Source organism: Vibrio sp. B1ASS3 (assembly GCF_905175355.1).
Classification (GTDB): domain Bacteria; phylum Pseudomonadota; class Gammaproteobacteria; order Enterobacterales; family Vibrionaceae; genus Vibrio; species Vibrio owensii.
This window is the reverse complement of sequence record NZ_HG992742.1, coordinates 3,758,326-3,782,472: the sequence shown is the minus strand read 5'-3', so window position 1 is coordinate 3,782,472 and position 24,147 is coordinate 3,758,326. Positions and strand designations below refer to the sequence as shown.

Sequence of the window (24,147 nt, the reverse complement as noted above, 5' to 3'; positions counted from 1 at the left end):
GACTCCTTAGTTCGTAGAGAACTCGATTTCCTGAGAAAGACGAGAGCTAACCGCTTGGCCATCAACCATTTTTGGTTTGAAAGTCCACTTTGATACAGTTTTCTTCGCTGCTTTGCCCAAGCCCAACTTACGTGGAGATTCTTTTATGACTTTGACGTCTTGTACGCCACCACGTTCGTTAACCGTAAACTCTACGAGTACGATACCTTTTTCTAATCCCGATCTCGCTGCTTTACGAGGCATTTGAGGCTGGAAAGTCGCAAGAGGAACTGGGCCTCCGCTACCTGCCAACTTAGCACCACCACCTTGGGTGTAGTGTCCAAGTACTGAACCACCGGTTACGTTAACTGGAAGATCAAGTTTTGGCATGTCCATTGGGATTTGATCCATCACCGGTTTTACCGTTGCCGTTACCTTCATTTCTGGAGGTGGTGGCGGACGCTTCGGTGGTGGCGGTTTCGGAAGTTCGCGTTTTTTCTCCTGTATTTTTTCGTCCGGTTTAATGCGAATGAATTCAACCATACGTAGGTCATCATTCGACACTAGCTCGTGGCGCTCTTTGTTTACTAGCTTGTCCATCCCCCAGAACAATCCGAGGGAGACAATGAGCGCCAGTGCAATTGAGGCCAGATACCGCATAGGCTTAATCCTTATTGGTTGCGGCAATGGAGATGCTTTCTACACCTGCCATCTTAATCTGGTCCATAACCTTCACGACTACGCCAGCGTTAGCTTCTGTATCCGCTTGGATAACAACCGCACCATCTGGGCTTTCTGCACGTAGACGTTCGATGTTGGCACGTACGGCGTCAACTTCAATACGACGTTTATCAACCCAAACATCACCCGCAGCACCGATGGCAACCATGATGTTACCTTTCTTAACGGTTTGCGCTGAGCTCGCCGTCGGACGATTTACTTCAAGACCTGCTTCTTTAACAAACGATGTTGTTACGATAAAGAAGATCAACATGATGAACACGATGTCTAGCATCGGGGTCATATCGATAGCAGCTTCGTCGCTGCTGTCATTGCTATAGCGTCTCTTCATGACCTATACCTCTAATTCCGTTTACTCAGGCAATGTGCTTTAGCTTGTCTTCAAGCTTCTGCGTGGTGACTTTGGCTAAATGATCAAGACGTGTACTAAAGAAAAGTCCTGATAATGAAGCCACCATTCCCGCTAGCGTTGGGATTGTTGCCTTTGAGATCCCCGAGGCCATTGCTCGAGGGCTTCCTGTTCCTGTTACCGCTAAGATGTCGAATACTTGAATCATGCCGACAACGGTGCCGAGCAAGCCAAGTAGGGGACAAAGTGCAATCAATACTTTGACGATTGGCAGTCCCTTTTTATTCTCAATATCCTGACGAGAAACCATTTCTTGTCGGATCATCTTTGCGTTCCAGCTTTTATGTTCTGAACGCTCTTCCCAAAAGCTAACGGCTTTTTTCATTGCTTTGGGAGCGACGGCAGCGAAGTAAAACCAACGTTCTAGTAAGACTGCCCATAACATGAAGCTGAGGATAAAGATGGCGACAAGTACATCACCACCCATTCCCAAGAAGCGCCTAATTGATTCAAGTTCTCCAACTAACCACCACATAACGCCTCCTTAGCTTTCGGCTTTATGTAGTTTTTCCTGATAGCGAGCGATGAAGCCTGCACTCTGTTCTTCAAGAGTTTGAACCAAACGACGACCTTTACTGTGTACGATTGTGTACAGGAACAGCAGAGGAATTGCGACAACCAGACCAAGCATCGTAGTAACAAGTGCTTCTGAGATACCGCCAGCCATTAGCTTCGGATCACCTGTACCAAATAGTGTGATTGCTTGGAACGTACCGATCATACCCATAACCGTACCTAGTAGACCTAGAAGAGGTGCTACAGAGGCGAACAGTTTGATTGAGCTGATAAAGCGTTCAATGCTCGGTGCGTTACGTAGGATGATTTCGTCCAGCTTCGCTTCAAGATCTTCAAGGTTGTCACCTTTATGTTCTTGGTAAGCTTGGATAACTTCACCCAATGGGTTGCCAGGGATAACAGTGTCAGATTTCGCTTGTTTGCGCATTTTGCCACCGATAACCAATAGGCGTAGGTAACAAACGAGAGCGATAAGTGCACCAATTGCACCCATACCTAGGATGACGTAACCAACGATACCACCTTGGTCAATACGCTCCTGAACAGTAGGGCTTTGTACTAATAGAGACAGAATCACACCACGAGATGGGTCGATAAACAGTGGTTCGTATGTGCCGTCTGCTGATTCAAAGCCACCCACAAGACGAGTGATGTTTTTGCTTGGTTGACGTGATAGCTCTTCGAACTTACCTGTTTGAGGTACGTAAGTTACGTATTTGCCATCTGCGATTGCGTTAAACTCACCCACTAGGGTTACGTCACGGACCGCTTCTTTACCTTCACCGTATACAACGGTTGCTGGTGCTGTTGTTGTATCGCCTGAAGCTACGACTTGTTGTAGGATCGTGTGCCAAAATGCTTCAAGTTCTTGCGTTGATGGCAGTTCTTTACTTTCTGCTAGTTTAGACAGTAGAGCATCACGCTCAGGGAAAAGAACGGCGTTTTGCGAAGCGGCAAATAGACCTTTAAATTCACCAGCATACTGGCGAACCACACCAAACATCTCACCTAAAGTACCTGAACGAACGCGAAGTGTTTCTGTCAGTTCGGTTAGCTGTTTGTCGTTTTCGTCAAACGTGGCTTTTAGTTCATCACCAAGTGCTTGTTGCGCTGCAAGTTCTGCACGAGCTTTTTCAAGAAGTGCAGCTTGTTGGTCACGGTTGTTTTTGAACTCAGCTTCACGAGCTTTGTTCTCTTTTGATTCAACGATACTTTCTGATTTTACGTTTTTCAGTAGCTCAGATAGGTTCTGAGGTGCTTCAGCTTGTGCACCAGAAATCATGAATAAGCTCGCTAGCAAACCAGCGGCTAGAGTTTTGAATCCTTTCATTTCTTATTCCTCCCCAGCAAATACAGGCAGTTTGATCAGCGCTGGTGGCGCTTGTTTCTTAGCGATACGAAGGCCTTGCTGTACAGCGATACGGTAGTTCTCAGGTAGTGATTCCCATTGACGAGTTTGTTGGTTCCACATGCCTGTTTCACCGCCATCCGGAGATTGGAATAGAAGCGCAGTACGACCAATACGTAGGAAGTCGTAAGTCACGGTTTCACCGTTGCGCTCTAGGCTAGCTTTGTAAGATTCAATTGAGCGAGAGAAGCCTTCTTCGATTTGGTAGGCTTCCATCACTTTACGGAATTTCTCTGAAGTTGTTACGTCTGCGCGATCCATTAGGTCACGTAACTCAACGACACGTTTAGTACGCTCTTCTTTTTGGAATGGTAGATCCAGAGTAACGAATTCATCTAGGGCATCGATCATTTTTAGCGTAAGAGGCACAACCTCTGTTGCTGTCTGGTCGATTTGAGCAATCTGGCTGTTCAATGAATCCAGCTCTCCCTGCTGAGATTGAACCATGCGGTTGATTTGCTCATTGTAGACTTTCATGCTGTCGATCTGACGCAGTAGGCCTTTGTATTCAGCCAACATGCCTTCAGTGCTTTCAGCATAGGTATCGATTTTTTGTTGTGAAGCCTGAGAAGACTTCGTTGTCTTTGCTTGGTTAGCGACAACGGTACCAGAGTCCGCAGCAACAGCTGCTCCACTTACCGTTAGTATCGCGGCAGTAACTGCACTTACGCCAAATTCCTTTAACGTCATAGTTGCATCCTTGTCAGTGTATAAAAGTCAGTCGAGAGGGGCGCAGGAAAAGCTCCTGCGCCAAAGGTTTTAATTAAAAGTTTTGAGAGTATTTCACGAAGTAAACGCGGCCTTGAATGCTGTATAGGTCAGCATCGTAAGTCACACCATCAGACTCAAACGCTGGGTCTTCATCGGTAAGGTTACGTACACCTGCAGTGAACTTCGCATCCCATGGAGCTAGGTAGTTGTATGCTACGTTCCAGATTGTTTGCGATGGGATGTTACCTGTCTTGTTGTAGTTCTCATCAACGTCTTGTGCTTGTGACGCGATGTAGTCTGCTGATAGGTAAACATCGTGCTCTTCTAGGAAGTTAAGACCAACACCCGTGTTGAAACGGTACTCAGGTAGACCATTACGGCCAACTTGGTTGTTCACTGGACCATTCACGTATTCAGGTGCGCTGTAGTCAAGAACATAGCTACCCATGAAGTCGTAACGTAGAACGGCTGAGTCGAAGTCGTAACGGTAACCAACTTTCAGGTCAAGACCTGAAGTATCTAGAGTACCTAAGTTTTCTAGGCCTGCTGTTGCGTGTGTAATACGGCCTGTTGCATCACGTTCGATGTTCGGGTTAGCAACACCACTGCTACGCTCTTGGTCGATCATGCTTTGTAGAGAGTTAAGCGTGATTACGTCATCGATACTGATGTTGTAGTAATCAAGTGTTAGATCTAGATCTTCGATTGGTGAGTAACTTACACCGAAGTTAAATGAAACTGACGTTTCAGCATCTAGATCTTCGTTTGATGTACGAGTTACATCGTACTGAGTTTCTGGACAGTCTGCGTCAGAGATGCCGTTTGCTTGACAGTAAACGTAATCTTTTGCTTCGTCGGCAGAGAAGCTATCCGCACCGTAAAGGTTTGCTAATGTTGGCGCACGGAAGCCCATACCCGCACCTGTACGGAACATTAGGTTATCAAGAGGTTGGTAACGGAATGATGCTTTTGGTGAAATCTCACTACCAAAGTCACTGTAGTGGTCGTAACGTGCCGCAATGTTCATCTCTAACTCATCGGTAAACGCGATCAGAGACTCTGCGTAAAGCGCGTAAGTTTCACGGTCACCACCTGCTGAGTTACCAGAACTACCGATGATGTTACCTGCTTCACTTTGTGGATCGTATTGGTCAAAGTAGTCGTAAGTTGTGAACTCTGCACCAATATATACAGGGATGGTAACGTCACCGATTTCTGCTAGGTCAAACTGAAGACCACCGTAGAAGTTGTGCATTTCCATTTGCGTTTCGCGGCTTGTTCCGGCTGCTAGGTCGCTCGTTGCATCAGCACTGAACTCGCCGTTTACAAACTCGCCTGAGTTCGCTAGCTGTTCAGCCGGTGAGCGGAACACGTAACCTGTACCAATTTCGTTACTGTTCGAGAAGTTAAGCTGGTAACCCGTTTCCCAAACCACATCACCGAAGCTATCTGTGTAAAGTGTGCCGTCTAGGCCTGCCTTCAAATCAGCTTGGAAGTCAGTTACGTTGTTGTCACGTGTACCTACGTTGTTGAAACGGTAGTAAACACGAGCTGGGCCTGCTGCTGGATCGAGACCATTCTCTGTGAAGAAATCAGAACCACCAGACGTTGTTGGGTCAACTTCAAACCAACCTGCTGCAGGAGCGTAACGACCGAAGCTTTCGTTGCGGTTCAAAAGCACTTGTGCATTGAACGTTGTGTCGTCATTTAGGAAAATATTACCGTTAACAAAAACAGTATTACGCTCTAGTGAAGCTGTTTGTGCCGCTTCTGACGTGTAGTCGTAACCACAGATATCACCAGGCCTGGGTAGTTGGTTAGACCAACAAAGCCTTTTGATGAATCACAAGTTGCGTCTGTATCGTAACCTTTCAGCGCTTTCAGCTCGCCGTTATGGTAAACGTTTCGGCCGTAGATACTTACACCAGACATATCAAAGTAGTTATCTGAGCCAGTATTGGTTGAACTTAGGTAGTCACGATCGCGTTGGTAGATTTCGTCTTTACTATCATGCTCAAACGAGAACATGATGTTGCCTTTCTCGCCACTTGTACCCATCACGAAAGCAACATTCTGCTCATCGCCGCCTTCTTGGCTAGGGATACCTGAGCCAACCGTAACGTTGATGCCGTCGAACTCATCTTTCAAGATGATGTTAACTACACCTGCAACAGCATCTGAACCGTATACAGCAGAACCGCCGTCGGCCATTACTTCAACACGTTCTACGATTGCAGAAGGGATTACGTTGATGTTGGCAGCACCGCCACCCATAGCTGCTGAGCCAGGAAGACGTTTGCCGTTAATTAGAACTAGAGTACGTTCAGAACCTAGACCTCGTAGAGAGATGGTTGCTTGGCTTTGTGCCGAGCTGCCTGAGCGTTCGCTGTGTGAACCAAAAGAGTTAAATGAAGATTTACGTAGTACATCAGCGATAGATACGTCACCAGCTCGTTCAATTTCTGCACGGCCGATAACAGCTACTGGGGTGCTTCCTTCCATAGATGCTCGCGTTAGACGCGAACCAGTAACTTTCATTTTTTGTAGTTTTTCAACTTGCTGCTCTTCTGCCTGCGCTGCTAGAGGGGCCACTGCTGCCGTCCCCAGTGCAAGGCTGATCGCAACAGATAAAGCGGTTGTGTTTTTATACATCCTTGTTGCTCCGATTATTATTATTCCTATGTCTGGCCATAACGGCCAATTATGACGTTAATATTTCGTTAACGTTCTGGACATGTATACCTGAGATGAAAAAAGGAAGTCAAACCAGTGGTAAACAGAGATAAAGAAATGTAAAAAAGATGTAAAAAACCAAAAGTGACATAAATCACAGAATAATTTACTGCATGACGTTTATAAATTGAGATTAAATTTTAATAAAACACCGTATTTTGTGTTTCTTGTAAAGTCTAATGACTTATATCGCCTATGCTTTTTAAGTGGGCGATTGGCACTGAATTTAAGCGTTAATCTAGATGATTGTTCTGCTTAGGGGTTTTTATGGAATGCTGGGCATGTTAACTCGATCGCACAAGGTGGTATCAGAATATGATACCCACCGTTATAAAAGGGCTCACTCGTATTTTGAGGTCAAATGGTAGTGGGGGTGTTTTGTCTAATTATTCTGCATATATGCATGTTTATATAGGGTTTTGGCTCTAAAGTGCCTAGATTGATATTCTGTATGAATTGGTTTTGTGGTTTTTTATAATTATTTACAAAAACATTTCTGTTTTTGGACATCGGAGGAAGTTTGTCATGTTTTGGATTCAAACACTTGAAGCTTACTTGGATTCAAGATAAATATGACGCTGAAATTATTGCAGTAGTGGAAAAAACTAGCTTTTGAAACTCAGGGAGTGTGTTTCAACAGCTTTAGTTACTACGGGATAGAGATGCACCATTTTGGGCCGGAATTCTCCTCTCCAAACCCGCCTAATAATGGACAGTAGACAAGGAGCAAGTTGTATATGCTGTCGTACTTTTTACGCCGTTTAGCGTTGGTTATTCCAACGTTTCTCGGGATTACCATTCTTATCTTTGCTATCACTCGATTCGTGCCTGGTGGCCCGGTAGAGCGCATGCTTTCACAAATGCAGGCGCAAGGTGATGGTGCCGCGTCTATGACATCAGCTGGTGGTAACACTGCCTTATCTGATGACCAAATTGCAGAGCTAAACGCTTTTTACGGATTGGATAAACCCGTGATGGAAGCCTACGTAGAATGGTTAAGCCGTTTGGTGACGTTAGATTTAGGTGAATCGACTCGATACTACGAACCTGTATCTGACATGATTGCAGAGCGCTTACCAGTGTCTTTGCTCTATGGCGGAATGACCTTCTTTATCAGTTACTTTATTTCGATTCCGCTCGGTTACTATAAAGCGCTTAAACACGGCTCCGTATTTGATTCCGCCTCTTCTATCCTCATCTTTGTTGGGTACGCATTACCCGGATACGTGGTTGGCGTCCTACTTATTACCTTGTTCAGTTATCACCTAGAGTGGTTCCCGATGGGGGGCTTTGTCGGAGATGACTTTGATGATTATGAAACCTTCTTCGAGCGCGCAAAAGACATCATGTGGCACGCAGTATTGCCGTTGATCTGTTACCTCATTGGTGATTTCGCAACGCTAACGATGACAATGAAAAATAACTTAATGGAAAACCTGTCATCCGATTACATCCGTACCGCGATTGCTAAAGGTCTGCCATTTAAGAAAGCAGTGCGTAAACATGCTCTGCGTAACAGCTTGATTCCGATTGCTTCTCACTTTGGTAACTCGCTGTTGTTCTTCATGACGGGCGCTTTCCTTATCGAAGTAATCTTTAACATTGATGGTATCGGTCTGCTTGGTTATGAATCCATCATGGAGCGCGATTACCCAGTGGTAATGGGTATCGTGGCTATCAATGCGGTATTGCTACTTATCGGTAATATCATTTCAGATATCTGTGTTGCTTTAGTCGACCCACGTGTGAAGTTTGGAGCGTAATATGATTAAAGTTAGCCCGTTAACTCAAAAGAAAATCCGTCACTTTAAAGAAATCAAACGTGGTTACTGGTCGTTTTTGATCTTATCAACCATGTTGATCTTGTCTCTCTTTGCTGAACTGTTGATCAACAGTAAAGCTTTGGTCGTTAAATACGATGGCAGCTATTATTTTCCGGTCGTAAGCGATGTACGTCTAGGTAGCGAGTTTGGCCAAGCGTCTTCAAGTGAGGCCGATTACCGAGATCTGCAGAAAGTATTTGAAGCGGAAGGCGGCGATAACTTCGTTATTCTACCGATTGTTCCTTGGAACCCGTACGAGCAAGACTTTAGCGGTGATTTCCCACCGACAGCGCCAAGCGCCGAAGACAAGCACTACCTAGGCACTGATGTGATTGGTCGAGACATCTTAGCTCGATTGGTTTACGGCTTCCGTACTGCGATGGGATTTGCGCTACTTACCATGGCGATCTCCTACGCGATTGGTACGGCCGTTGGCTGTGCGATGGGTTTCTGGGGTGGCAAGTTCGACCTGTTTGTTCAACGCTTGATCGAGGTCTGGTCAATGGTGCCTTTCTTATACGTCATCATGATCCTCGTCTCGATAGTGCAACCAACCTTTACTCTGTTCGTCGGTATTAACGTACTCTTTGGGTGGATGGGGATGACGTGGTACATGCGTACCATGACCTACAAAGAATCGGCGCGTGAATACGTAATGGCAGCGCGTGCATTAGGTGCATCGACTGGGCGTATCTTGTTTAACCACATCCTGCCAAACACCATGGTAATGATCGTGACACTTGCACCGTTTACCATTGCAGCCAACATCACCGCTCTGACCGCTCTTGATTATCTCGGTCTTGGTTTGATGCCACCAACGCCAAGTTGGGGTGAGTTACTACAACAAGGTAAGTCAAACTTAGACTCGCCATGGATTGTTTCTTCAGTAGTAAGCTCTATCGTACTGGTATTGGTGATGGTGACCTTCATCGGCGAAGCAATCCGAGCGGCATTCGACCCGAAAAAATTCACACGCTATGTTTAAGCAAGCATTGTGAGCAAAACATAAAAAAGGGAAGTTTTATGAAAAAATTATTACTAGCGTCAACGCTGAGCGCCCTGAGTTTTGGTGCTATGTCAGCAACGCTTCCGACTGACTTAAACTGGCAAACAAACTGGGATGAGCCTCAATATGGCTCTCCCGAAGCAAAACGCGGTGGTACTTTCCGAGCGTATATGTCGAGCTTTCCGCAGACTTTACGCAGCGTTGGCCCTGATGCGAACTCAGGTTTGCGTTCTTATATCTTGGATGAAACACCGGGTTTGGTGGTACGTCACCCAGATACTCTAGAATTCATCCCAGAGCTCGCGAATGAGTGGGCGTTAGCGGGTGATAACAAAACCGTTTATTTCAAACTGAATCCAGAAGCAAAATGGTCGGATGGTAAACCTGTTACTGCCGACGACTTTGTCTTTATGTTGAAGTTCTACCGCTCGAAAGACATTCTCGAGCCTTGGTACAACGATTACTACAACAAAACTGTTGAAGATGTGATTAAGTTTGATGACCTAACGTTTGCGGTGAAAGCAGCGAAAGAACTTAACCCTGAAGAACTGTTGTTAAGAATGGGGGCGCTGCGTCCTCGTCCTGCTCACTTCTATGCCAACCCAAAGAAAGATGAAAACGGCGATGGTATTCATGATGACTTCGTTCGTTACTACAACTTCAAAAGTGAGCCAACCACTAGCGCTTACTATCTAGCTGATATCAAAAAAGGTAAGAGTGTTACTTTTAAGCACGTTGGCGAAGATTGGTGGGGATACACCAATAAGTACTATGAGAACCGTTATAACGTCGACAAGATTCGTATCACGGTTATTCGTGACAACGACATTGCTAAGAAGCACTTTGAAAAAGGTAGCCTAGACTCATTTGGCTTGGTTTTACCTAACCTTTGGCACGACAAGTCTGATACTGCGCCTTACCAAAAGGGCTACATTCAGAAGTTTTGGGGCTACAACCAATACCCTGTAGGTGCTGGCGGCGTTTGGATGAATACCGCAATGCCATTATTGGATGACTTAAACATTCGTAAAGGCATCACTTACGCGATTGACTTTGATGGCATGATCGAAAACATCATGCGCGGTGACTACAGTCGCAAGCCAAACCCAACAGGCTACGGGCATGGTAAGTACACCCTACCAGATGCGAAAGCACCAAAGTTTGATCCAGAAAAAGCGGCTGAAGCGTTTGCAGCAGCCGGTTTCGATAAGATTGGTTCTGACGGTATCCGTGTTAACGACAAAGGTCAGCGTTTGAGTTTCGAGTTGACCTACGCAACGCCAGTGCACACGCCTCGTATCGCATTTGTGCGTGAACAAGCTAAGTTGGCCGGTTTAGACATCGAACTTAAACTGATCGATGGATCATCAATGTTTAAATACGTACGTGAGAAAAAGCACGATTTAGCGTTCCTTGATATGGGCACTTCTGAGATCCCAACGTATTGGGAATACTTCCACTCAGTGAATGCCAATAAGCCACAAACTAACTCTTTCACGAACTACAGCACACCAGAGCTTGATGAGAAAATCATTGAGTACCGTTTCAACATGGACATGGATAAGAAGATCCAACTGGGTCATGAAATCCAACGTGACATCATTGATGCACACGTAATTGTTCCGGGTTACATGGTGCCTTACGTTCGTTATGGCCATTGGCGTTGGTTGAAATTGCCAGAGAAGCCAATGAACCGTATGACCGAAGCACTATTTAGCGGTGGAATCATTGGTGATGGTACGTACTGGATTGATAAAGACATCAAGAAAGAAACCCAGAAGGCAATGAAGTCGGGTAAGACTTTTGAACCGGTTGTTGTCGTTGATGACACGTACAAGTTGTAAGGATGTGTTATGGAAAACGATGTAATCCTGAGTGTTAAAGATCTAGAAGTTGAGTTCACCACGGACGATGGTCCGGTAAAAGTGCTCCATGGCGTGAACTTTGATGTTCGCGCTGGGCGTACCCTTGGTCTTGTGGGCGAATCCGGTAGTGGTAAGAGTGTCACCTCCATGTCCATCATGGGTTTGTTGCCGAAACCTTACGGTAATATCGTTAATGGTGAGATTGATTACCGCGGCACGAACTTGGTCACGCTACCAGCAGAAGAAATGTACGCCATGCGCGGTGACCGCATTTCAATTATCTTCCAAGACCCTATGACCGCGCTGAACCCAGTGCATTCTATTGGTCGTCAGCTTTGCGAAGTGCTAGAGCTACACCGTCCTGAATTGGATAAAAAAGCGCGCGAATCTTACGCCGTTGAAATGTTGGCGAAAGTGAAAATTCCGATGCCGGAGAAGCGTCTGAATGAATACCCACACAACTTATCTGGTGGTATGCGTCAGCGTGTGATGATTGCGATGGCATTGGCGTGTAAACCCGACATTCTAATCTGTGATGAGCCAACCACTGCACTGGATGTAACGGTTCAGGCGTCTATTCTTGAACTAATGAACGAGCTTCAAGAAGAAACGGGCATGGCGATGATCTTCATCACTCACGATCTTGGTGTGGTTGCTGAAGTGTGTGATGACGTTGCCGTGATGTATGGCGGTCGTATTGTTGAAAAGGCCGAGATTTTCGAGCTATTCGATAACCCACAGCACCCATATACAGAGCGTTTGATGGGCTTGATGCCAAGCTTAGATAATGAGCCTAAGCAGATGATCGACATTAAACCGATCGATGCCAGTATGTTTGCTAGCTAACTGGTGCAAAGTGAACAAGTCATAAAAGAGGATGTTATGGCAAAAGAAGTATTAAGAATTGAAGATCTTAAGCAGCACTTTGTATCTGGTAAGGGACTGTTTAAGAAAGGTTACACCATTAAAGCCGTTGATGGTGTGTCGCTATCAGTAGGTGAGGGGGAGACCCTTGGCCTAGTAGGTGAATCAGGCTGTGGTAAAAGTACCCTAGGTCGTACTATTTTGAAATTGTACGAGCCAACAGAAGGTAAGATTTTCTTTGAAGGCAAAGACATCACCAAATTGTCTGTGAAGCAAATGCGCTCACTGCGTAAAGACATGCAGATTGTCTTCCAAGACCCAATGGAATCGCTAAACCAACGCCATACCATCGGCATGATTCTCGAAGAGCCGTACGTGATTCACAACATCGGTACCTCTGCAGAGCGCAAGCAGTGGGTGAAAGAACTACTGGTTAAAGTTGGCTTGCCAGAAACCGCGGTAAACCGCTATCCGCATGAATTCTCCGGTGGTCAGCGCCAACGTATTGGTATTGCTCGTGCGATTGCCCTTAAGCCTAAATTGCTGATCTGTGATGAGTCGGTATCCGCGTTGGACGTATCGGTTCAGGCGCAAATCCTAAATCTGCTATTGCAATTGCAACAAGAGATGAACCTTGCGATTATCTTTATCTCGCATGACCTGTCTGTTGTGAAGCATGTGTCTGATAAGGTTGCGGTGATGTACTTTGGCAAAGTCGTGGAAGCGGGTAACGCGAAAGAAATTTACGCGAACCCTCAGAACGATTACACCAAGAAGCTGTTGTCGGCGATTCCAATTACGCATCCTAAGTATCGTAAGAAAAAGCGCTTGGCAGAAAAAAAGCAGCAAGTGGCGTAACGCCACCACCCAAATAAAACCAACTTATAAGATAAAAATGCACCACTTTGTTGGTGCGTTTTTTGTTGTAGGAGAGACTTTCTATATTCAGCTAATTCAAATTAGCGTGCTACACTGCAAACTTATTCCTTTGATTTGTTTGGATAGTTGACCATGCCGTCGCATTTACCTAAATCATTCAGTCGTCCCTTTCTGAAACTTTTTCATCTGCTTGAAGCCGTACTTTTGGTGGCCATTACTTTGGCGACTGTGTGGGCGATGGTGGAAGAGTTTGTCCACATTTACGTCCAGAAGCGTGTTTCACTTGATGACATCTTATTGATGTTTATCTACTTGGAAGTGCTCGCCATGGTCGGGCAGTTTGTGATGAACGGTAAGATACCGGTTCGATACCCGATCTACATTGCCATGATGGCGATTGCTCGCTATATCACGCTTGGTATGAAAGAGCTCGACTCCGTGATGATAGTATGGCTCTCGTTAGCCGCATTTATCTTGGCGGCGGCAACCTTGGTTATTCGAGTTGGCCATCATTATTGGCCGTATATAGATAATCAAACCGCTGAAAAAGACGAATAACGTGAAGCCTCGCCCAATGCGAGGCTTTGTTTTTGCGTGAAGGGAAATCGCATCCCGATGGCTTTGGGGTAAAAAAGTGTAAAGTCATCTCAAGCCATCTTGTTTCTTGCCTTATTGATGAGTATCTTCACGCTAACCTTTTCTAACTGCTTTGATGAGAGATTGTGATGCTAGCGAAACGCACATCGACAATGTATTTTCTGCTTAGTGTCTTGATTGCATTTGCGCTTTCAAGTGGTATTGCTCGTGCAGAAATGCCATCAATCGCAGCAAATCACATGGCATCAGCAACAGAGTCTTTGCATATCAGTTATTGTGACTTGACCTTTAGCTCCGCAGAAAAGAGTGAGCCGGGGTGTTGTGAGCCGGGCGGAACATGCTTTGAGAAGCAGTGTTGTTCCCATGGTCACGCATCGGGTACGGCTGTTGTCGAAACTCAGCCAAGATCTTATGAAGCTCCATTCCGAGATGAGTTGGCGGTAAGCAAAACCGCGCTCTACACCAGTGCAGATATGCACTCTCACTATCGCCCTCCGATAGCTTAATTCCTATCTCGCAGCGTTTTGCTGCCAACAATGTTACTGCACGAATTGTCGTGTGAATTTGTTATGCGTGTGAATAGCTTTCTATTTGCACCATCCTGTGATGGGAATGAAAAATGAAAACCAATCTAATTGCTCGTACTGAGCACCTTGCTGCGTGCCTACCAAACCTTGTTATCAACCGACAAGCGGGAGGTCGCCATGACGTATAAGCATCTACCAATTATCTTGTTTGTGTCTGTGTGCTTGATTTGGGGCACCACGTGGTTTGCGATGGAAGTTGCTGTGCAAACTATTCCGCCCATCTTTGCGACCGGCCTGCGCTTCCTGATAGCTGCGCCGCTATTAATCATGTTGGCGAAACACCTCAAACAACCTCTGTTCTTCCCGAAAGGCAAAGTGTTCTGGATGTTCGTCGTTGCGATTTTCTATTTCGCGATTCCGTTTACCTTGATGATTTTTGGTGAACAATACATTTCATCGGGGCTTGCTTCGATCATCTTCGCCAACATGCCGATTGCGGTGATGGTGACATCGAGCCTGTTCCTTGGACTTAGGTTACGTAAATCTCAGATTGCTGGTCTTTTAGTCGCGGTGTTGAGCTTAGTTTTGATTCTAGCGAAAGAGATGAGTTTGGGTGGAGAGGATTACCTGCTGGGCTTTCTCGCTTTAGGTGGGGCGGTCGCGATTCATTCGGTGATGTACGTGTTTGTTGAAAAGTTCTGTAAAGGCATTCCAGTGCTGACTTATAACGCCTTTCCAAGCTTTGTTGCCTCGGCGTTACTCTTTATGACCTCATTGATTGTCGAGCAGCCGGATCTCTCTCAGTTTTCGATGGATTCGATTACCGCTGTGATTTATCTCGGTATGTTTGCTAGCGTCGGTGGCATCGTGGCGTACTTTAAGCTTGGACAAGTGTCGACTCCGTTTACTGCCTCGATCTGTTTTCTGTTTTTCCCGTTGATTGCGCTGAGTCTTTCAACATGGATTGCGGGTAACAGTTTGTCGTTGGTTTCTGTCGCTCTGCTGCTGCCATTACTGGGAGGTATTTTTGTGACCAAAGCTGAGCCTGCTTTCTGGCAGCGTTTTCGCCTCAAGTCTGCAGAGCAAAAGCCTGTGCTATGTGAGCATTGTATGAAGAACATCAACGCTTAACACCGACTAAACACCATGAGAAAGCCCCATTTGATTGGCAATGTAGTTCACTTAAGCGGAGTTGCTTTGCGATTAACAGGATATCGGGTCTTTGATATTTTTACCGCCCTAGGCCGATTAGGCTTAGGGCGTTTGTCTATAAAGAGGATGGATAGATCTCCCCTGAGACTCTTTAAACGCTTAGGTGTATTGCCTGGCGATATCGCTTTACTCATCACCTTCAGTTGGCTCGCTATAAACTGACAAGCATATTTAAAGCTAATTTCATTCGGCATTCTTCCATGCTCAACCGCGGCCTGACTCGCTTCACGTCTTACTAAGTTATAACCAAGCAACAGCCCCCAGAGTTCTTGATAAACAAGGTCTACTGTTTTGCTGCGTAATACTAAGGTATTGTGTTGCATTGAGCTTTTGATATCACGATAACCCAATTCGATTTCCCAACGCTCGTGGTAGAGTTTGGCTACTGCCTTCGCGTCGTAGTTTGTTCTAGGAAGGGAGGTAAAAACGGTTTTCTGCTTACCTTGTACTTCGTAGGTCACCGCTCTGACTTGCCATTTCTCAGGTAAGCTAGGGTTCTTTTTGCGAGCTTGCGGAGAGACTTTCATTTCTATGAGCATGTCATTACTTTCTTCTTCATCTAGAAGTGTGTATTTCAGCCCCTTCCTTGCTGGTATCAACCAATGCCTATTGATACCGCTATTTTGAAGAGAGAGAAGTAAGTCTGCACCGTAAAACCCTTTATCCAGTAACGTCACAGAGTTATCTGGCAAGGAGTCGATGAAGGGCATAGCAAGCGGGATTTCACCACGCCGATAGGGGCTTATAGCGGCGTCAACGATGACATGAGAGCGGACATTCATGATAGTCACAACTCTTAGCACTGGATGCGGTGTCTGTCTGTTGCTGGAGGTATTACCCGAGCCAAAGTGCTCTCTAAGTTCGGGGGTATCTGCGGTTCGAAAAAGAGCACCGTCTACAGCAAAAACTTGTAATCCTTGCCACGTATCATCACGGTATCGTTCAAGACCCCACGTCCGCCCACATTGTTTAAACAACCACTCTGGTGCAGCTCTACCTAAACGTTGTCTTGCCTGAGTTAAAGCACTTTTTGCTAATAACTCTTCATCGGCTAAGCCATCCGCACAGACATTCATTCTTCGTGCAACTTCGGCAATAGGTTCATTACGGAAGAAGGCCATGCCGACAATTAACCACAAGACCATGTCACTTGGTAGCCGACGTCGGCGAATAGTCGCCTTATCAGAAAGACTAGCTGCCTTAACAACCCATTCACCTGGGATATGTTCAGAGAAAGTGGTGAGTTGAGCTACATCAACAGGATTTTCTTCGAGGAAATCGGCAAAACAGTTTTGGATAGACATAAAAAATCGGAAGCCTAGAAACAGGCTTCCGATTATCTCTCAGCAGAAGGATCGGTCAACCGATCCTTATCTGATCTACATTGCCATTTGATTGGGGCTTTTGACGTAATGCTATTTACCTTGCTCGTTACGTAGATACATGATGGCAACCATGCTAAAGCCAATAAATTGCCATAGATATTGTCCATCACTTGTACCTGTAATGGTTTGGGTGAAAGCCATACAACCCGTTACGAACAGAGATGCAAAAGCCGCATAGAGTAGCCACGGACGTTCTTTACCAGCCATAAACTCGCCTGCCAGCACCGAGCGAATCACCAATAAAAACGGGCTTTGTTGCTTAAATCGATGGAACTAAATCAAGAAGCTACGATCTGATCGGCTACACCCATCAATCGTCGTAACCTAATGCCTAAACCTCATTACAAAACAACTAACTGGAAGCAGTACAATAAAGCCTTAATCAACCGTGGTTCTTTGACCTTTTGGATTGATGAGGAAACGATAGCCGAGTGGAAGCAAAATAGACAAGGCAAGCGTGGTAGACCTCGCCGATTCAGCGACCTAACCATTACTACTGCACTGATGGTGAAGCGCGTTTTCTCTATGCCATTGAGAGCGCTGCAAGGTTTTCTAGACTCCGTATTTAAGCTTGCTAACGTCCCGCTAGTTTGTCCGCACTACACCTGTATAAGCCGTCGAGCCAAGGAAGTTGAGGTTTCATTTAAAACCAAAAACAGAGGTGCGATACAACACCTCGCCATTGATGCCACTGGTCTCAAGGTTTATGGCGAAGGTGAATGGAAGGTTAAGAAGCATGGTACTGACGGGAAGCGTAGGGTTTGGCGTAAGCTGCATATCGCAGTAGATACAAGCACCCACGAAATAGTCGCAGCAGAGCTGAGCTTATCTAACGTAACCGATGCCAAAGTGCTCCCCAACTTACTCAAGCAGACACGTCGTAAAATCATTGAGATATCAGGTGATGGCGCTTATGACACAAGGAATTGCCATGATGCCATACGGATAAAGCGAGCGGTTCCGCTTATCCCGCCACGAGAAGGCGCAGCCTTCTGGGAGGAAGGACATCCTCGCAATTTAGCAGTAGGTTGTCAGAAGCTATACGGCTCCAACAAGAAGTGGAAAAAGCGTTATGGCTATCATAAGCGCTCGCTATCAGAGACAGCAATGTATCGAGTGAAACAGTTGTTAGGTGGGAAATTAAGCCTGAGGAACTACAACGCTCAAGTTGGTGAGACTTACGCCATGATTAAAGCGCTGAACAAGCTTACAGGGCTTGGTATGCCTGAAACTCAGTATGTTGTTTAATAATTACTCAATTTTCGGGCAATTTGGTTTTCTGTCCGAATTACGCAACAAAGCCCATCAATAGAAGAAAGGGCTAATGTAATACTTGTGCTTATCATAAGAATATTCGCCACCACAAATAGACTTATTCCGAAGTTGGCTAGGTAAGATTTATTAGAAAGAGAAGATTGTTTGGTTGCTAGGTTATTTTGTCAGTAGTGTAAGCGTGAATGAACGAGTCATAGTTAGTTACGTTTGACATCAGGACGAGCAGGGTTCAGAACGACGTTAAATGGCGTTGTAACAGTAAGTCCCCCGCGAATATGCGGGGGAGGGGGGAGTCTGTTCATTTGGTAGAACTTTATATATAACGAGCGATCTCGTAACCTTCCCAAATCGCTGCCATTATAGTTCTAGCTTGTTGACTATCACCTATATTATAAACTTCGTCTACTTCCAGTTGACTAGCTAACTGATCAAAGATAGTCGATTCTGCTTTATAGCCAAGTGCTAAAATTACATGTGGGTAATCGATAGAAGATACATTGGATTCTTGATCTTCTATTTCAATTCCCGTTTCAGTGATGGTATGTAGTTTCGTGGATAGTTTGACATCTACATTGTGCTTAACTAACAATTCTTTAAGCATTTGGTAGTTAGCAAAACAAGTGCCGTGTGGCCCACCGATAATATCACTGTCAGCTTCGATGAGGGTGATGTCTTTTCCTTTTTGAGCTAGCCATAGAGCAAGTTCTGAACCAACTAAACCACCACCAATCACACAAGCAGATTGACCAGTAATTAATTCTGGATTCATCAAAATATCTTCGGCAACTGATACGTGAGATTGTTCTGCTCCAGACAGCCAAGCAGGAACTAACGGTTTTGAACCTGTCGCAAAAATTACTACATCGGCGTTACATTTTTGAATGATATCTTGAGTGACTTGAGTGTTTAAATAAATGTGAATATTTTGACGATGGAGTTCGCCTTCAAACCACTTTATTAGAAGCTTATCATCGTGCTTAAATGGAGGTTGGCTACCGGGGATGACATTACCACCAAGCTGTTCAGTTTTTTCATATAAATGAACGTTATGGCCTCTAAGAGCGGATACGCGAGCCGCTTCCATGCCAGCAACGCCTCCCCCAACAACCATAACTTTCTTTTTTGTTAAACAAGGAGTGAGCCTGTACTCTTCTTCACGACCACAAGCAGGGTTCACTGCACAAGATATATTACCAACTTCAGCCATACGTCCTAAACATCCTTGGTGGCATGACAGACAAGGTCGAACTTGTTCAAACTTACCGCTACGGATTTTGTTGACAACATCAGGATCCGCAAGGAGTGGACGTCCCATTGAAATACCATCAGCGACGCCCTCGTGTACGGCTTTTGCTGCTAAATCTGGATCTTCCATTCGTCCAGCCATCAAAACTGGAATATCAACAACCTCAGAAACTGCTTTACAATAAGGTTGATACATTCCTGGTTTAAAGTAGTTTGCAGGATGGTTCCAATACCAAGAATCATATGTGCCTGCATCAACATTAAGCGCATCGTAACCAGCATCTTGAAGATATTTAGCTGCCCGTAGACCTTCTTCTAAATCTCGACCTACTTCCACTGCATCTTCTTCCGGAAGAATGCCTTGACCATAACCTTTCATATTACTTTTTACTGAGTATCGCAATGATACAGGGAAGTGTTGTCCACAAACTGATTTGATTGCTTTGACGATTTCAACTGCAAACCGGTAACGGTTTTCAAAACTTCCACCGTACTCATCCGTTCGTTGGTTAAAGAAACTTAGAGAAAATTGATCAAGCAAATATCCCTCATGGACAGCGTGGATTTCAACACCATCATAGCCTGATTTTTGAGCGATAGCAGCGGATTCCGCAAACTTGGTAATAAAGTGTTTAACCTCTTGAGTGGCTAACTCGCGATGTTCAAGTGTTGGATCGAAACGATTTGCTGCTTTAGATGGTGCTATACATTTATCATTCGGTGTAAAACCTGGAATACATGAGCGTCCCCAGCCAGCAGTTAGTTGCGCGAAAATTTTGCACCCATAACTATGAACGCGCTCAGTGAGTTCACGAGCACTACGAATATAAGCAGTCGGGTTATAACTTGGGCAGGGTAGTGATGGCATCGGAAATTGTTCTAGCTCATTTTCCACCATTTGAACGCCAGTAATGATTAATCCGACGCCACCTCTTGCTCGGGCTACGTAATAATCGATTCCTCGTGCATTGTAAGCACCGTCAGAATCAACGCAACCGAGCGTCCCCATTGGAGCCATTGAATAACGGTTTTTCAGTGTTAATGTTCCGATGTTTAATGGGGTAAACAATACTTTATGCTCTTGCTTCATTGGATCTACCTAACTTCATTTTATCTGATAGTGATTAAACGGATATCGGTATAAAAAAGTTTGCGCAGAATGACAAAGTCTTGACTTTCATTGCCATGTGAAAGTTATTTGATCTAAGACAAGTATTGTAATTGTGTATATTTATGTGAAAATAGTTGTATTGCTTGATGTCACTAAAAATCAACTTGACCATAAAGGTCAAGGATATGGCTGAAATTGTCAATTATTCTCGTTGAAATTAGTTACGCTCCAACGAGGACATACAGCACTTAGCCTAGGTGGAATATTGAAATGGAAAGCAATTATCTTCAACCGTTGATAAAGTACGATCAAAATTTAATAGTTACGCTCTATGTTTTGTTAAGAGAAAAACATATTAGCAATGCTGCTAAACACCTTTGTGTATCTCAGTCTGCCGTTAGCCAAAAACTTTCTAAACTACGTAATATCTTCAATGATAATTTATTAGTTAGAATTAACCATGAAATGGTTCTAACCCCTTTTGCACTAAATTTATATCCTATTCTCGAAAATAATGTGCTGACTTCTGTTGATATTTTTAATGTTAGCAACATAACTAATGATAGTATTAAAAAAGTCTATCGAATTTGTGTTATCGATGGGGTATGTATGGATTTGGTATCAAATAAAGTCCAAGATATTTTAAGAGATATAAATTATTCAGTTTCATTTGAAATTATTCATCGTTATGACTCTTGTATAGAAGACTTGAATGATGGGAATATAGATATATTAATAGGGAACTTTGATGGCTTATCAAATAATATATATCAACTAAATGTTGGAGAAATCGAATACGGTATTTTTGCCGGCAAAGAAAATTCGCTATTAAATAAAGATAGTGATAAAGTATCATTACGTGATCTTTATAATGAAAAGTTTTTAGGTTTCAAATATCATGGTAAATTGGGAGAGGAAGTAGAACGTTTCCTTAATAACGGCGGCAAGAGAATAAATACAGTTGTATCTTATTCCCAATATAGTTTAGTTGCAAGTTCATTAGTTGGTAGCGATTTTTTAGCTCTTCTTCCTGTGGGCCTTGTTGATACAGAAAATTTGTTTCGTTTGGATTTGGATGAATGTTTACCTAAGGGTAAGTGTTATATTTACTGGCATTCTATTATGGAAAACGATCGATTTCACAAATACTTGAGGAATTGTTTTTATAAGGAGAGTTTATCTTAATTTATCTTGGGGTATTAGGAATCCTAATAGCCAGTATTCGTATAAAATAATAGATTATATGTGCACTCTTATTATAATTGTTTGGGACATTATACTAAGAGTAGTTAATTATGAACAATAAAAGAAAGTTTTTTGCAGCGTCTGTTTTGGCGACTAGCTTACTATCATCATTTGCTTTTGCTGATGAAAAAAACGAAGACGCCCCAGATCCAGCAGATGTCACAAAAGTTGTAACATCTTTGAAGTTATCTGCAGGTACAAATAGTAATAATAATGATGTTGCTTTCGAGGGTGAGCTGAAAATAGGGGGCTCATTTAACGCTGATAATAACTTTTTGACCATGCTTTCTGTATCTGGCGCTGAAAAAGAGGAAGATCCCTTTGAGGATGGATTTGATTTAAGAGAAATGCGCGCACGTTGGTTCCAGGCATTTGGTACAGGAGTAGATGGTTTGCCAAAAGCTGGCTACTCACTTGATTATATTGATCGTTCTAACGACGACTCTGATGTTGTTGATAACATTATTGCTGTAGGCGGGATCGTTAAAGTTCCTGTTTTAAGTAACTGGGTTATTTATCCGAATGTTGCGGTAGTTCAAGCTAATATGAAGGATGAGTACAAATATCCGGGAACTGATGACGGTACTGGGGTTCAGGTTAACTTATATAATGCTATTTACCTAAGTAAAAAAGGTACTTATATGATGGTTAGTCCACAATACTCGTACTTAGATTTTGATGGTTATGTTACTCAAGACCTCTTGTTAGAAACTACTTTAGGTACGCCAATTAGTAACAATCGTCGTTGGTGGTTAAACTTTACATATAAAGAAACATTTAGTGATTTTGATTCTGATAGCTTTGGGCTGGATAGTAAATCACTGTACGCTAATGATGATAAGCGTCAATTCAGAGCTGGTATAACGTATTACTTCTAGTCAGTGCCAATTGTCAATAGGAATATATTTATATGAAAATCTATAAAGCAAAAAAAATCTATACAGTTGATAGCGACTTCGGTTGTGAAGAGGCAATGGCTGTAGAAGGTGAGAAAATCATATGTTTAGGTGATTTCGAATCACTAGTTAAGCAATATCCAGATGCAACCATTGTAAATGACTATCAAGGTCAATATATCTATCCTGGATTTATTGAACCACATTTACATATTCTTGGCACAGCAGCTATGTTTGCCACACTAATTCCGGTTAGCTTCACCGATTGGACAATTGATGGCCGAGTATATACAGCTGTCCGTGACCCTGAGTCTTTTTTATCAGCTCTAAAATCTAGAGTAGAAGAATTTAAAGATCGAGAAACTTTAGTTGTTTGGGGGCATTATGAGCCACTACATGGCCCACTTACAACGGCGATGCTAGATGAGATTGATAACTCTCGTCCATTTGCTGTTTGGGGGGCATCTATTCATAAATTGACGATGAACAGTAAAGCTATTGAAGAGTTTAAAGTTAATGAACTACCAGATGATATTTTTGGCTTCCTTCGTGGCGATGATGGAAAATCAACAGGCGTACTGATTGAACAAGCTATGTTTAAGGTTGCTGCTGAACACATTCTCATTAATGCAACTTCAGCCGATATTATGAAAGGGCTTGAAAGTGTACTTACGCAAGGTCGAAATAAAGGTGTGACATCGTGCGTGGATATGGGGGTTGGGATCACCATGCCATTAGAAGCAGAATTACAACTGCTACGTGCATCTGAAAAAGTACCAAATATGCCAAAATGTCGCAAAGGTTATATGTTTGGTTGGCAGAAAGTGTATGAGGCCAAAGATTGCTCGTCACAAGCAACATTTGATTATGTAAACCAGCATTATTTAGATAATAAAGATAGTCAAACTCTATTCCCAGTGAAGTCTATTAAGTTCTTTGCCGATGGTGCCGTGTCGGACTACGAAATTATAACAAAAGAACCATTCCAAGACGGTCGAGAAACGGGATGGTTACACCGTTTTGCAGATAGAACAGAAGATACTTTACCTGAAGATATGCGACTATTCTGGGATAACGATTTTAATATAGCTATTCATACCCAAGGTGATCTTGCTCATGCGAAAGTACTTGATGCATTAGAGCAATTATCTATAGATGGGAAAGGTCGCGATGGTCAGATGTTTATTCAGCATATGGGCTTTACTGATGATGAGTTTTATGAACGCGTTAAAGGTTTGAAACACAAACCATCGGCAAGCATCACACCTTACTACAGCTACCATTTCTATGAATCATGGAAAAAAGAACAACTGCTACCAAAGAGTTGCTTCTCTCAATTACAACGTGCTCGTTCAGCTATCGATGCTGGCATGAAAATTAGCGTCAATGCTGATATTCCTTTAATGCCAACTAACCCTATGATGGGAGCATATATTGTGATGAGCCGTCGCGACTATCACGATACAGAAGTGTTGCCACAAGAGTCTATCTCACGTGAAGAAGCATTACGCTGTATTACTTCAGATGCGGCGAAACAGCATCTGCTTGATCAAATTGGTACCCTTGAGCCAGGTAAACTAGCAGACTTTACGGTGTTAGATTTTGACTGGATGACAGGTGATCTTGAAGAGTTGAAACACCTAGATGCGGCGGCTTGTTTTGTCGGTGGTGAGAAAGCCTAATATTTTCAAAGGAGTAGAAAGGCGGCGTAGTGCAGCCT

The 24,147-nt window shown here is 43.9% G+C and carries 19 protein-coding genes and 2 pseudogenes; 12 read left to right on the top strand and 9 right to left on the bottom strand.

The genetic code is table 11. The features are described from left to right. Positions 1-6 precede the first annotated feature (6 nt). From KJB05_RS17195 to KJB05_RS28960, 6 genes and pseudogenes are all read right to left on the bottom strand, one after another. Positions 7-639, bottom strand: coding sequence for an energy transducer TonB (locus KJB05_RS17195; protein WP_208445571.1), 633 nt, complete (start codon positions 637-639; stop codon positions 7-9). A gap of 4 nt (positions 640-643) precedes the next feature. Then, positions 644-1,051: a biopolymer transporter ExbD gene (locus tag KJB05_RS17190; protein ID WP_005430119.1), complete on the bottom strand. Its 408-nt coding sequence runs from the start codon at positions 1,049-1,051 to the stop codon at positions 644-646. Positions 1,052-1,076: 25 nt separating this feature from the next. Further along, positions 1,077-1,604: a MotA/TolQ/ExbB proton channel family protein gene (locus KJB05_RS17185; RefSeq protein WP_009707952.1), complete on the bottom strand. Its 528-nt coding sequence runs from the start codon at positions 1,602-1,604 to the stop codon at positions 1,077-1,079. Positions 1,605-1,613: 9 nt separating this feature from the next. Then, the gene (locus KJB05_RS17180; RefSeq protein ID WP_005434439.1) at positions 1,614-2,975 is read right to left on the bottom strand and encodes a MotA/TolQ/ExbB proton channel family protein; all 1,362 of its coding nucleotides are present in this window, start codon (positions 2,973-2,975) and stop codon (positions 1,614-1,616) included. Positions 2,976-2,978: 3 nt separating this feature from the next. Beyond that, positions 2,979-3,743 (bottom strand): DUF3450 domain-containing protein, encoded by a 765-nt coding sequence (locus KJB05_RS17175; protein ID WP_005434436.1) that lies wholly within the window; start codon positions 3,741-3,743, stop codon positions 2,979-2,981. Positions 3,744-3,816: 73 nt separating this feature from the next. Then, positions 3,817-6,416 (bottom strand): annotated as a pseudogene (locus KJB05_RS28960) (TonB-dependent receptor). A gap of 818 nt (positions 6,417-7,234) precedes the next feature. On the opposite strand from KJB05_RS28960, the gene KJB05_RS17165 reads away from it, so the two are divergent. From KJB05_RS17165 to KJB05_RS17130, 8 genes are all read left to right on the top strand, one after another. Then, the gene (locus KJB05_RS17165; RefSeq protein ID WP_208445570.1) at positions 7,235-8,260 is read left to right on the top strand and encodes an ABC transporter permease subunit; all 1,026 of its coding nucleotides are present in this window, start codon (positions 7,235-7,237) and stop codon (positions 8,258-8,260) included. 1 nt (position 8,261) lies between these two features. Next, positions 8,262-9,305 carry an ABC transporter permease subunit gene (locus KJB05_RS17160; protein WP_208445569.1) on the top strand — a complete coding sequence of 348 codons (1,044 nt, stop codon included), beginning with the start codon at positions 8,262-8,264 and terminating at the stop codon, positions 9,303-9,305. A gap of 38 nt (positions 9,306-9,343) precedes the next feature. Continuing rightward, positions 9,344-11,170, top strand: coding sequence for an extracellular solute-binding protein (locus tag KJB05_RS17155; RefSeq protein WP_009707950.1), 1,827 nt, complete (start codon positions 9,344-9,346; stop codon positions 11,168-11,170). Positions 11,171-11,179: 9 nt separating this feature from the next. Further along, entirely contained in the window at positions 11,180-12,037 is an 858-nt protein-coding gene (locus KJB05_RS17150; protein WP_009707949.1) for an ABC transporter ATP-binding protein, read from the top strand. Between the two features lie 36 nt (positions 12,038-12,073). Further along, positions 12,074-12,913: an ABC transporter ATP-binding protein gene (locus KJB05_RS17145; protein WP_009707948.1), complete on the top strand. Its 840-nt coding sequence runs from the start codon at positions 12,074-12,076 to the stop codon at positions 12,911-12,913. A 153-nt stretch (positions 12,914-13,066) separates the two neighbouring features. Beyond that, positions 13,067-13,492: a phosphate-starvation-inducible PsiE family protein gene (locus KJB05_RS17140; RefSeq protein ID WP_005434423.1), complete on the top strand. Its 426-nt coding sequence runs from the start codon at positions 13,067-13,069 to the stop codon at positions 13,490-13,492. A gap of 167 nt (positions 13,493-13,659) precedes the next feature. Beyond that, entirely contained in the window at positions 13,660-14,037 is a 378-nt protein-coding gene (locus KJB05_RS17135; RefSeq protein WP_208445568.1) for a hypothetical protein, read from the top strand. Between the two features lie 198 nt (positions 14,038-14,235). Then, entirely contained in the window at positions 14,236-15,189 is a 954-nt protein-coding gene (locus tag KJB05_RS17130) for a DMT family transporter (protein WP_208445567.1), read from the top strand. Positions 15,190-15,236: 47 nt separating this feature from the next. Here KJB05_RS17130 and KJB05_RS17125 read toward each other — a convergent pair whose 3' ends face one another. Continuing rightward, entirely contained in the window at positions 15,237-16,574 is a 1,338-nt protein-coding gene (locus KJB05_RS17125) for an IS4 family transposase (RefSeq protein WP_213053094.1), read from the bottom strand. Positions 16,575-16,685: 111 nt separating this feature from the next. Continuing rightward, positions 16,686-16,904, bottom strand: a pseudogene (locus KJB05_RS17120) (hypothetical protein); the annotation flags it as partial. 78 nt (positions 16,905-16,982) lie between these two features. On the opposite strand from KJB05_RS17120, the gene KJB05_RS17115 reads away from it, so the two are divergent. Further along, complete coding sequence (locus KJB05_RS17115; protein ID WP_213053093.1) at positions 16,983-17,903, top strand: IS5 family transposase; 921 nt, start codon at positions 16,983-16,985, stop codon at positions 17,901-17,903. Positions 17,904-18,243: 340 nt separating this feature from the next. On the opposite strand, the gene KJB05_RS17110 is transcribed toward KJB05_RS17115, so the two are convergent. After that, entirely contained in the window at positions 18,244-20,265 is a 2,022-nt protein-coding gene (locus tag KJB05_RS17110) for an FAD-dependent oxidoreductase (RefSeq protein WP_208446285.1), read from the bottom strand. Between the two features lie 291 nt (positions 20,266-20,556). On the opposite strand from KJB05_RS17110, the gene KJB05_RS17105 reads away from it, so the two are divergent. From KJB05_RS17105 to KJB05_RS17095, 3 genes are all read left to right on the top strand, one after another. Next, complete coding sequence (locus KJB05_RS17105; protein ID WP_208446284.1) at positions 20,557-21,471, top strand: LysR family transcriptional regulator; 915 nt, start codon at positions 20,557-20,559, stop codon at positions 21,469-21,471. 110 nt (positions 21,472-21,581) lie between these two features. After that, the gene (locus tag KJB05_RS17100) at positions 21,582-22,409 is read left to right on the top strand and encodes a hypothetical protein (protein ID WP_208446283.1); all 828 of its coding nucleotides are present in this window, start codon (positions 21,582-21,584) and stop codon (positions 22,407-22,409) included. A 32-nt stretch (positions 22,410-22,441) separates the two neighbouring features. Beyond that, positions 22,442-24,109 carry an amidohydrolase family protein gene (locus tag KJB05_RS17095; RefSeq protein ID WP_208446282.1) on the top strand — a complete coding sequence of 556 codons (1,668 nt, stop codon included), beginning with the start codon at positions 22,442-22,444 and terminating at the stop codon, positions 24,107-24,109. Positions 24,110-24,147: the final 38 nt, after the last annotated feature.

Excerpts from the sequence above, each read along its gene's own strand:
- KJB05_RS17165 (WP_208445570.1), top strand. The coding sequence starts at position 7,235 with ATGCTGTCGTACTTTTTACGCCGTTTAGCGTTGGTTATTCCAACGTTT.
- KJB05_RS17140 (WP_005434423.1), top strand. The coding sequence starts at position 13,067 with ATGCCGTCGCATTTACCTAAATCATTCAGTCGTCCCTTTCTGAAACTT.
- KJB05_RS17190 (WP_005430119.1), bottom strand. The coding sequence starts at position 1,051 with ATGAAGAGACGCTATAGCAATGACAGCAGCGACGAAGCTGCTATCGAT.
- KJB05_RS17150 (WP_009707949.1), top strand. The coding sequence starts at position 11,180 with ATGGAAAACGATGTAATCCTGAGTGTTAAAGATCTAGAAGTTGAGTTC.
- KJB05_RS17145 (WP_009707948.1), top strand. The coding sequence starts at position 12,074 with ATGGCAAAAGAAGTATTAAGAATTGAAGATCTTAAGCAGCACTTTGTA.
- KJB05_RS17115 (WP_213053093.1), top strand. The coding sequence starts at position 16,983 with ATGCCTAAACCTCATTACAAAACAACTAACTGGAAGCAGTACAATAAA.
- KJB05_RS17125 (WP_213053094.1), bottom strand. The coding sequence starts at position 16,574 with ATGTCTATCCAAAACTGTTTTGCCGATTTCCTCGAAGAAAATCCTGTT.
- KJB05_RS17175 (WP_005434436.1), bottom strand. The coding sequence starts at position 3,743 with ATGACGTTAAAGGAATTTGGCGTAAGTGCAGTTACTGCCGCGATACTA.
- KJB05_RS17135 (WP_208445568.1), top strand. The coding sequence starts at position 13,660 with ATGCTAGCGAAACGCACATCGACAATGTATTTTCTGCTTAGTGTCTTG.
- KJB05_RS17105 (WP_208446284.1), top strand. The coding sequence starts at position 20,557 with ATGGAAAGCAATTATCTTCAACCGTTGATAAAGTACGATCAAAATTTA.
- KJB05_RS17180 (WP_005434439.1), bottom strand. The coding sequence starts at position 2,975 with ATGAAAGGATTCAAAACTCTAGCCGCTGGTTTGCTAGCGAGCTTATTC.
- KJB05_RS17100 (WP_208446283.1), top strand. The coding sequence starts at position 21,582 with ATGAACAATAAAAGAAAGTTTTTTGCAGCGTCTGTTTTGGCGACTAGC.
- KJB05_RS17155 (WP_009707950.1), top strand. The coding sequence starts at position 9,344 with ATGAAAAAATTATTACTAGCGTCAACGCTGAGCGCCCTGAGTTTTGGT.
- KJB05_RS17195 (WP_208445571.1), bottom strand. The coding sequence starts at position 639 with ATGCGGTATCTGGCCTCAATTGCACTGGCGCTCATTGTCTCCCTCGGA.
- KJB05_RS17185 (WP_009707952.1), bottom strand. The coding sequence starts at position 1,604 with ATGTGGTGGTTAGTTGGAGAACTTGAATCAATTAGGCGCTTCTTGGGA.
- KJB05_RS17130 (WP_208445567.1), top strand. The coding sequence starts at position 14,236 with ATGACGTATAAGCATCTACCAATTATCTTGTTTGTGTCTGTGTGCTTG.
- KJB05_RS17160 (WP_208445569.1), top strand. The coding sequence starts at position 8,262 with ATGATTAAAGTTAGCCCGTTAACTCAAAAGAAAATCCGTCACTTTAAA.
- KJB05_RS17095 (WP_208446282.1), top strand. The coding sequence starts at position 22,442 with ATGAAAATCTATAAAGCAAAAAAAATCTATACAGTTGATAGCGACTTC.
- KJB05_RS17110 (WP_208446285.1), bottom strand. The coding sequence starts at position 20,265 with ATGAAGCAAGAGCATAAAGTATTGTTTACCCCATTAAACATCGGAACA.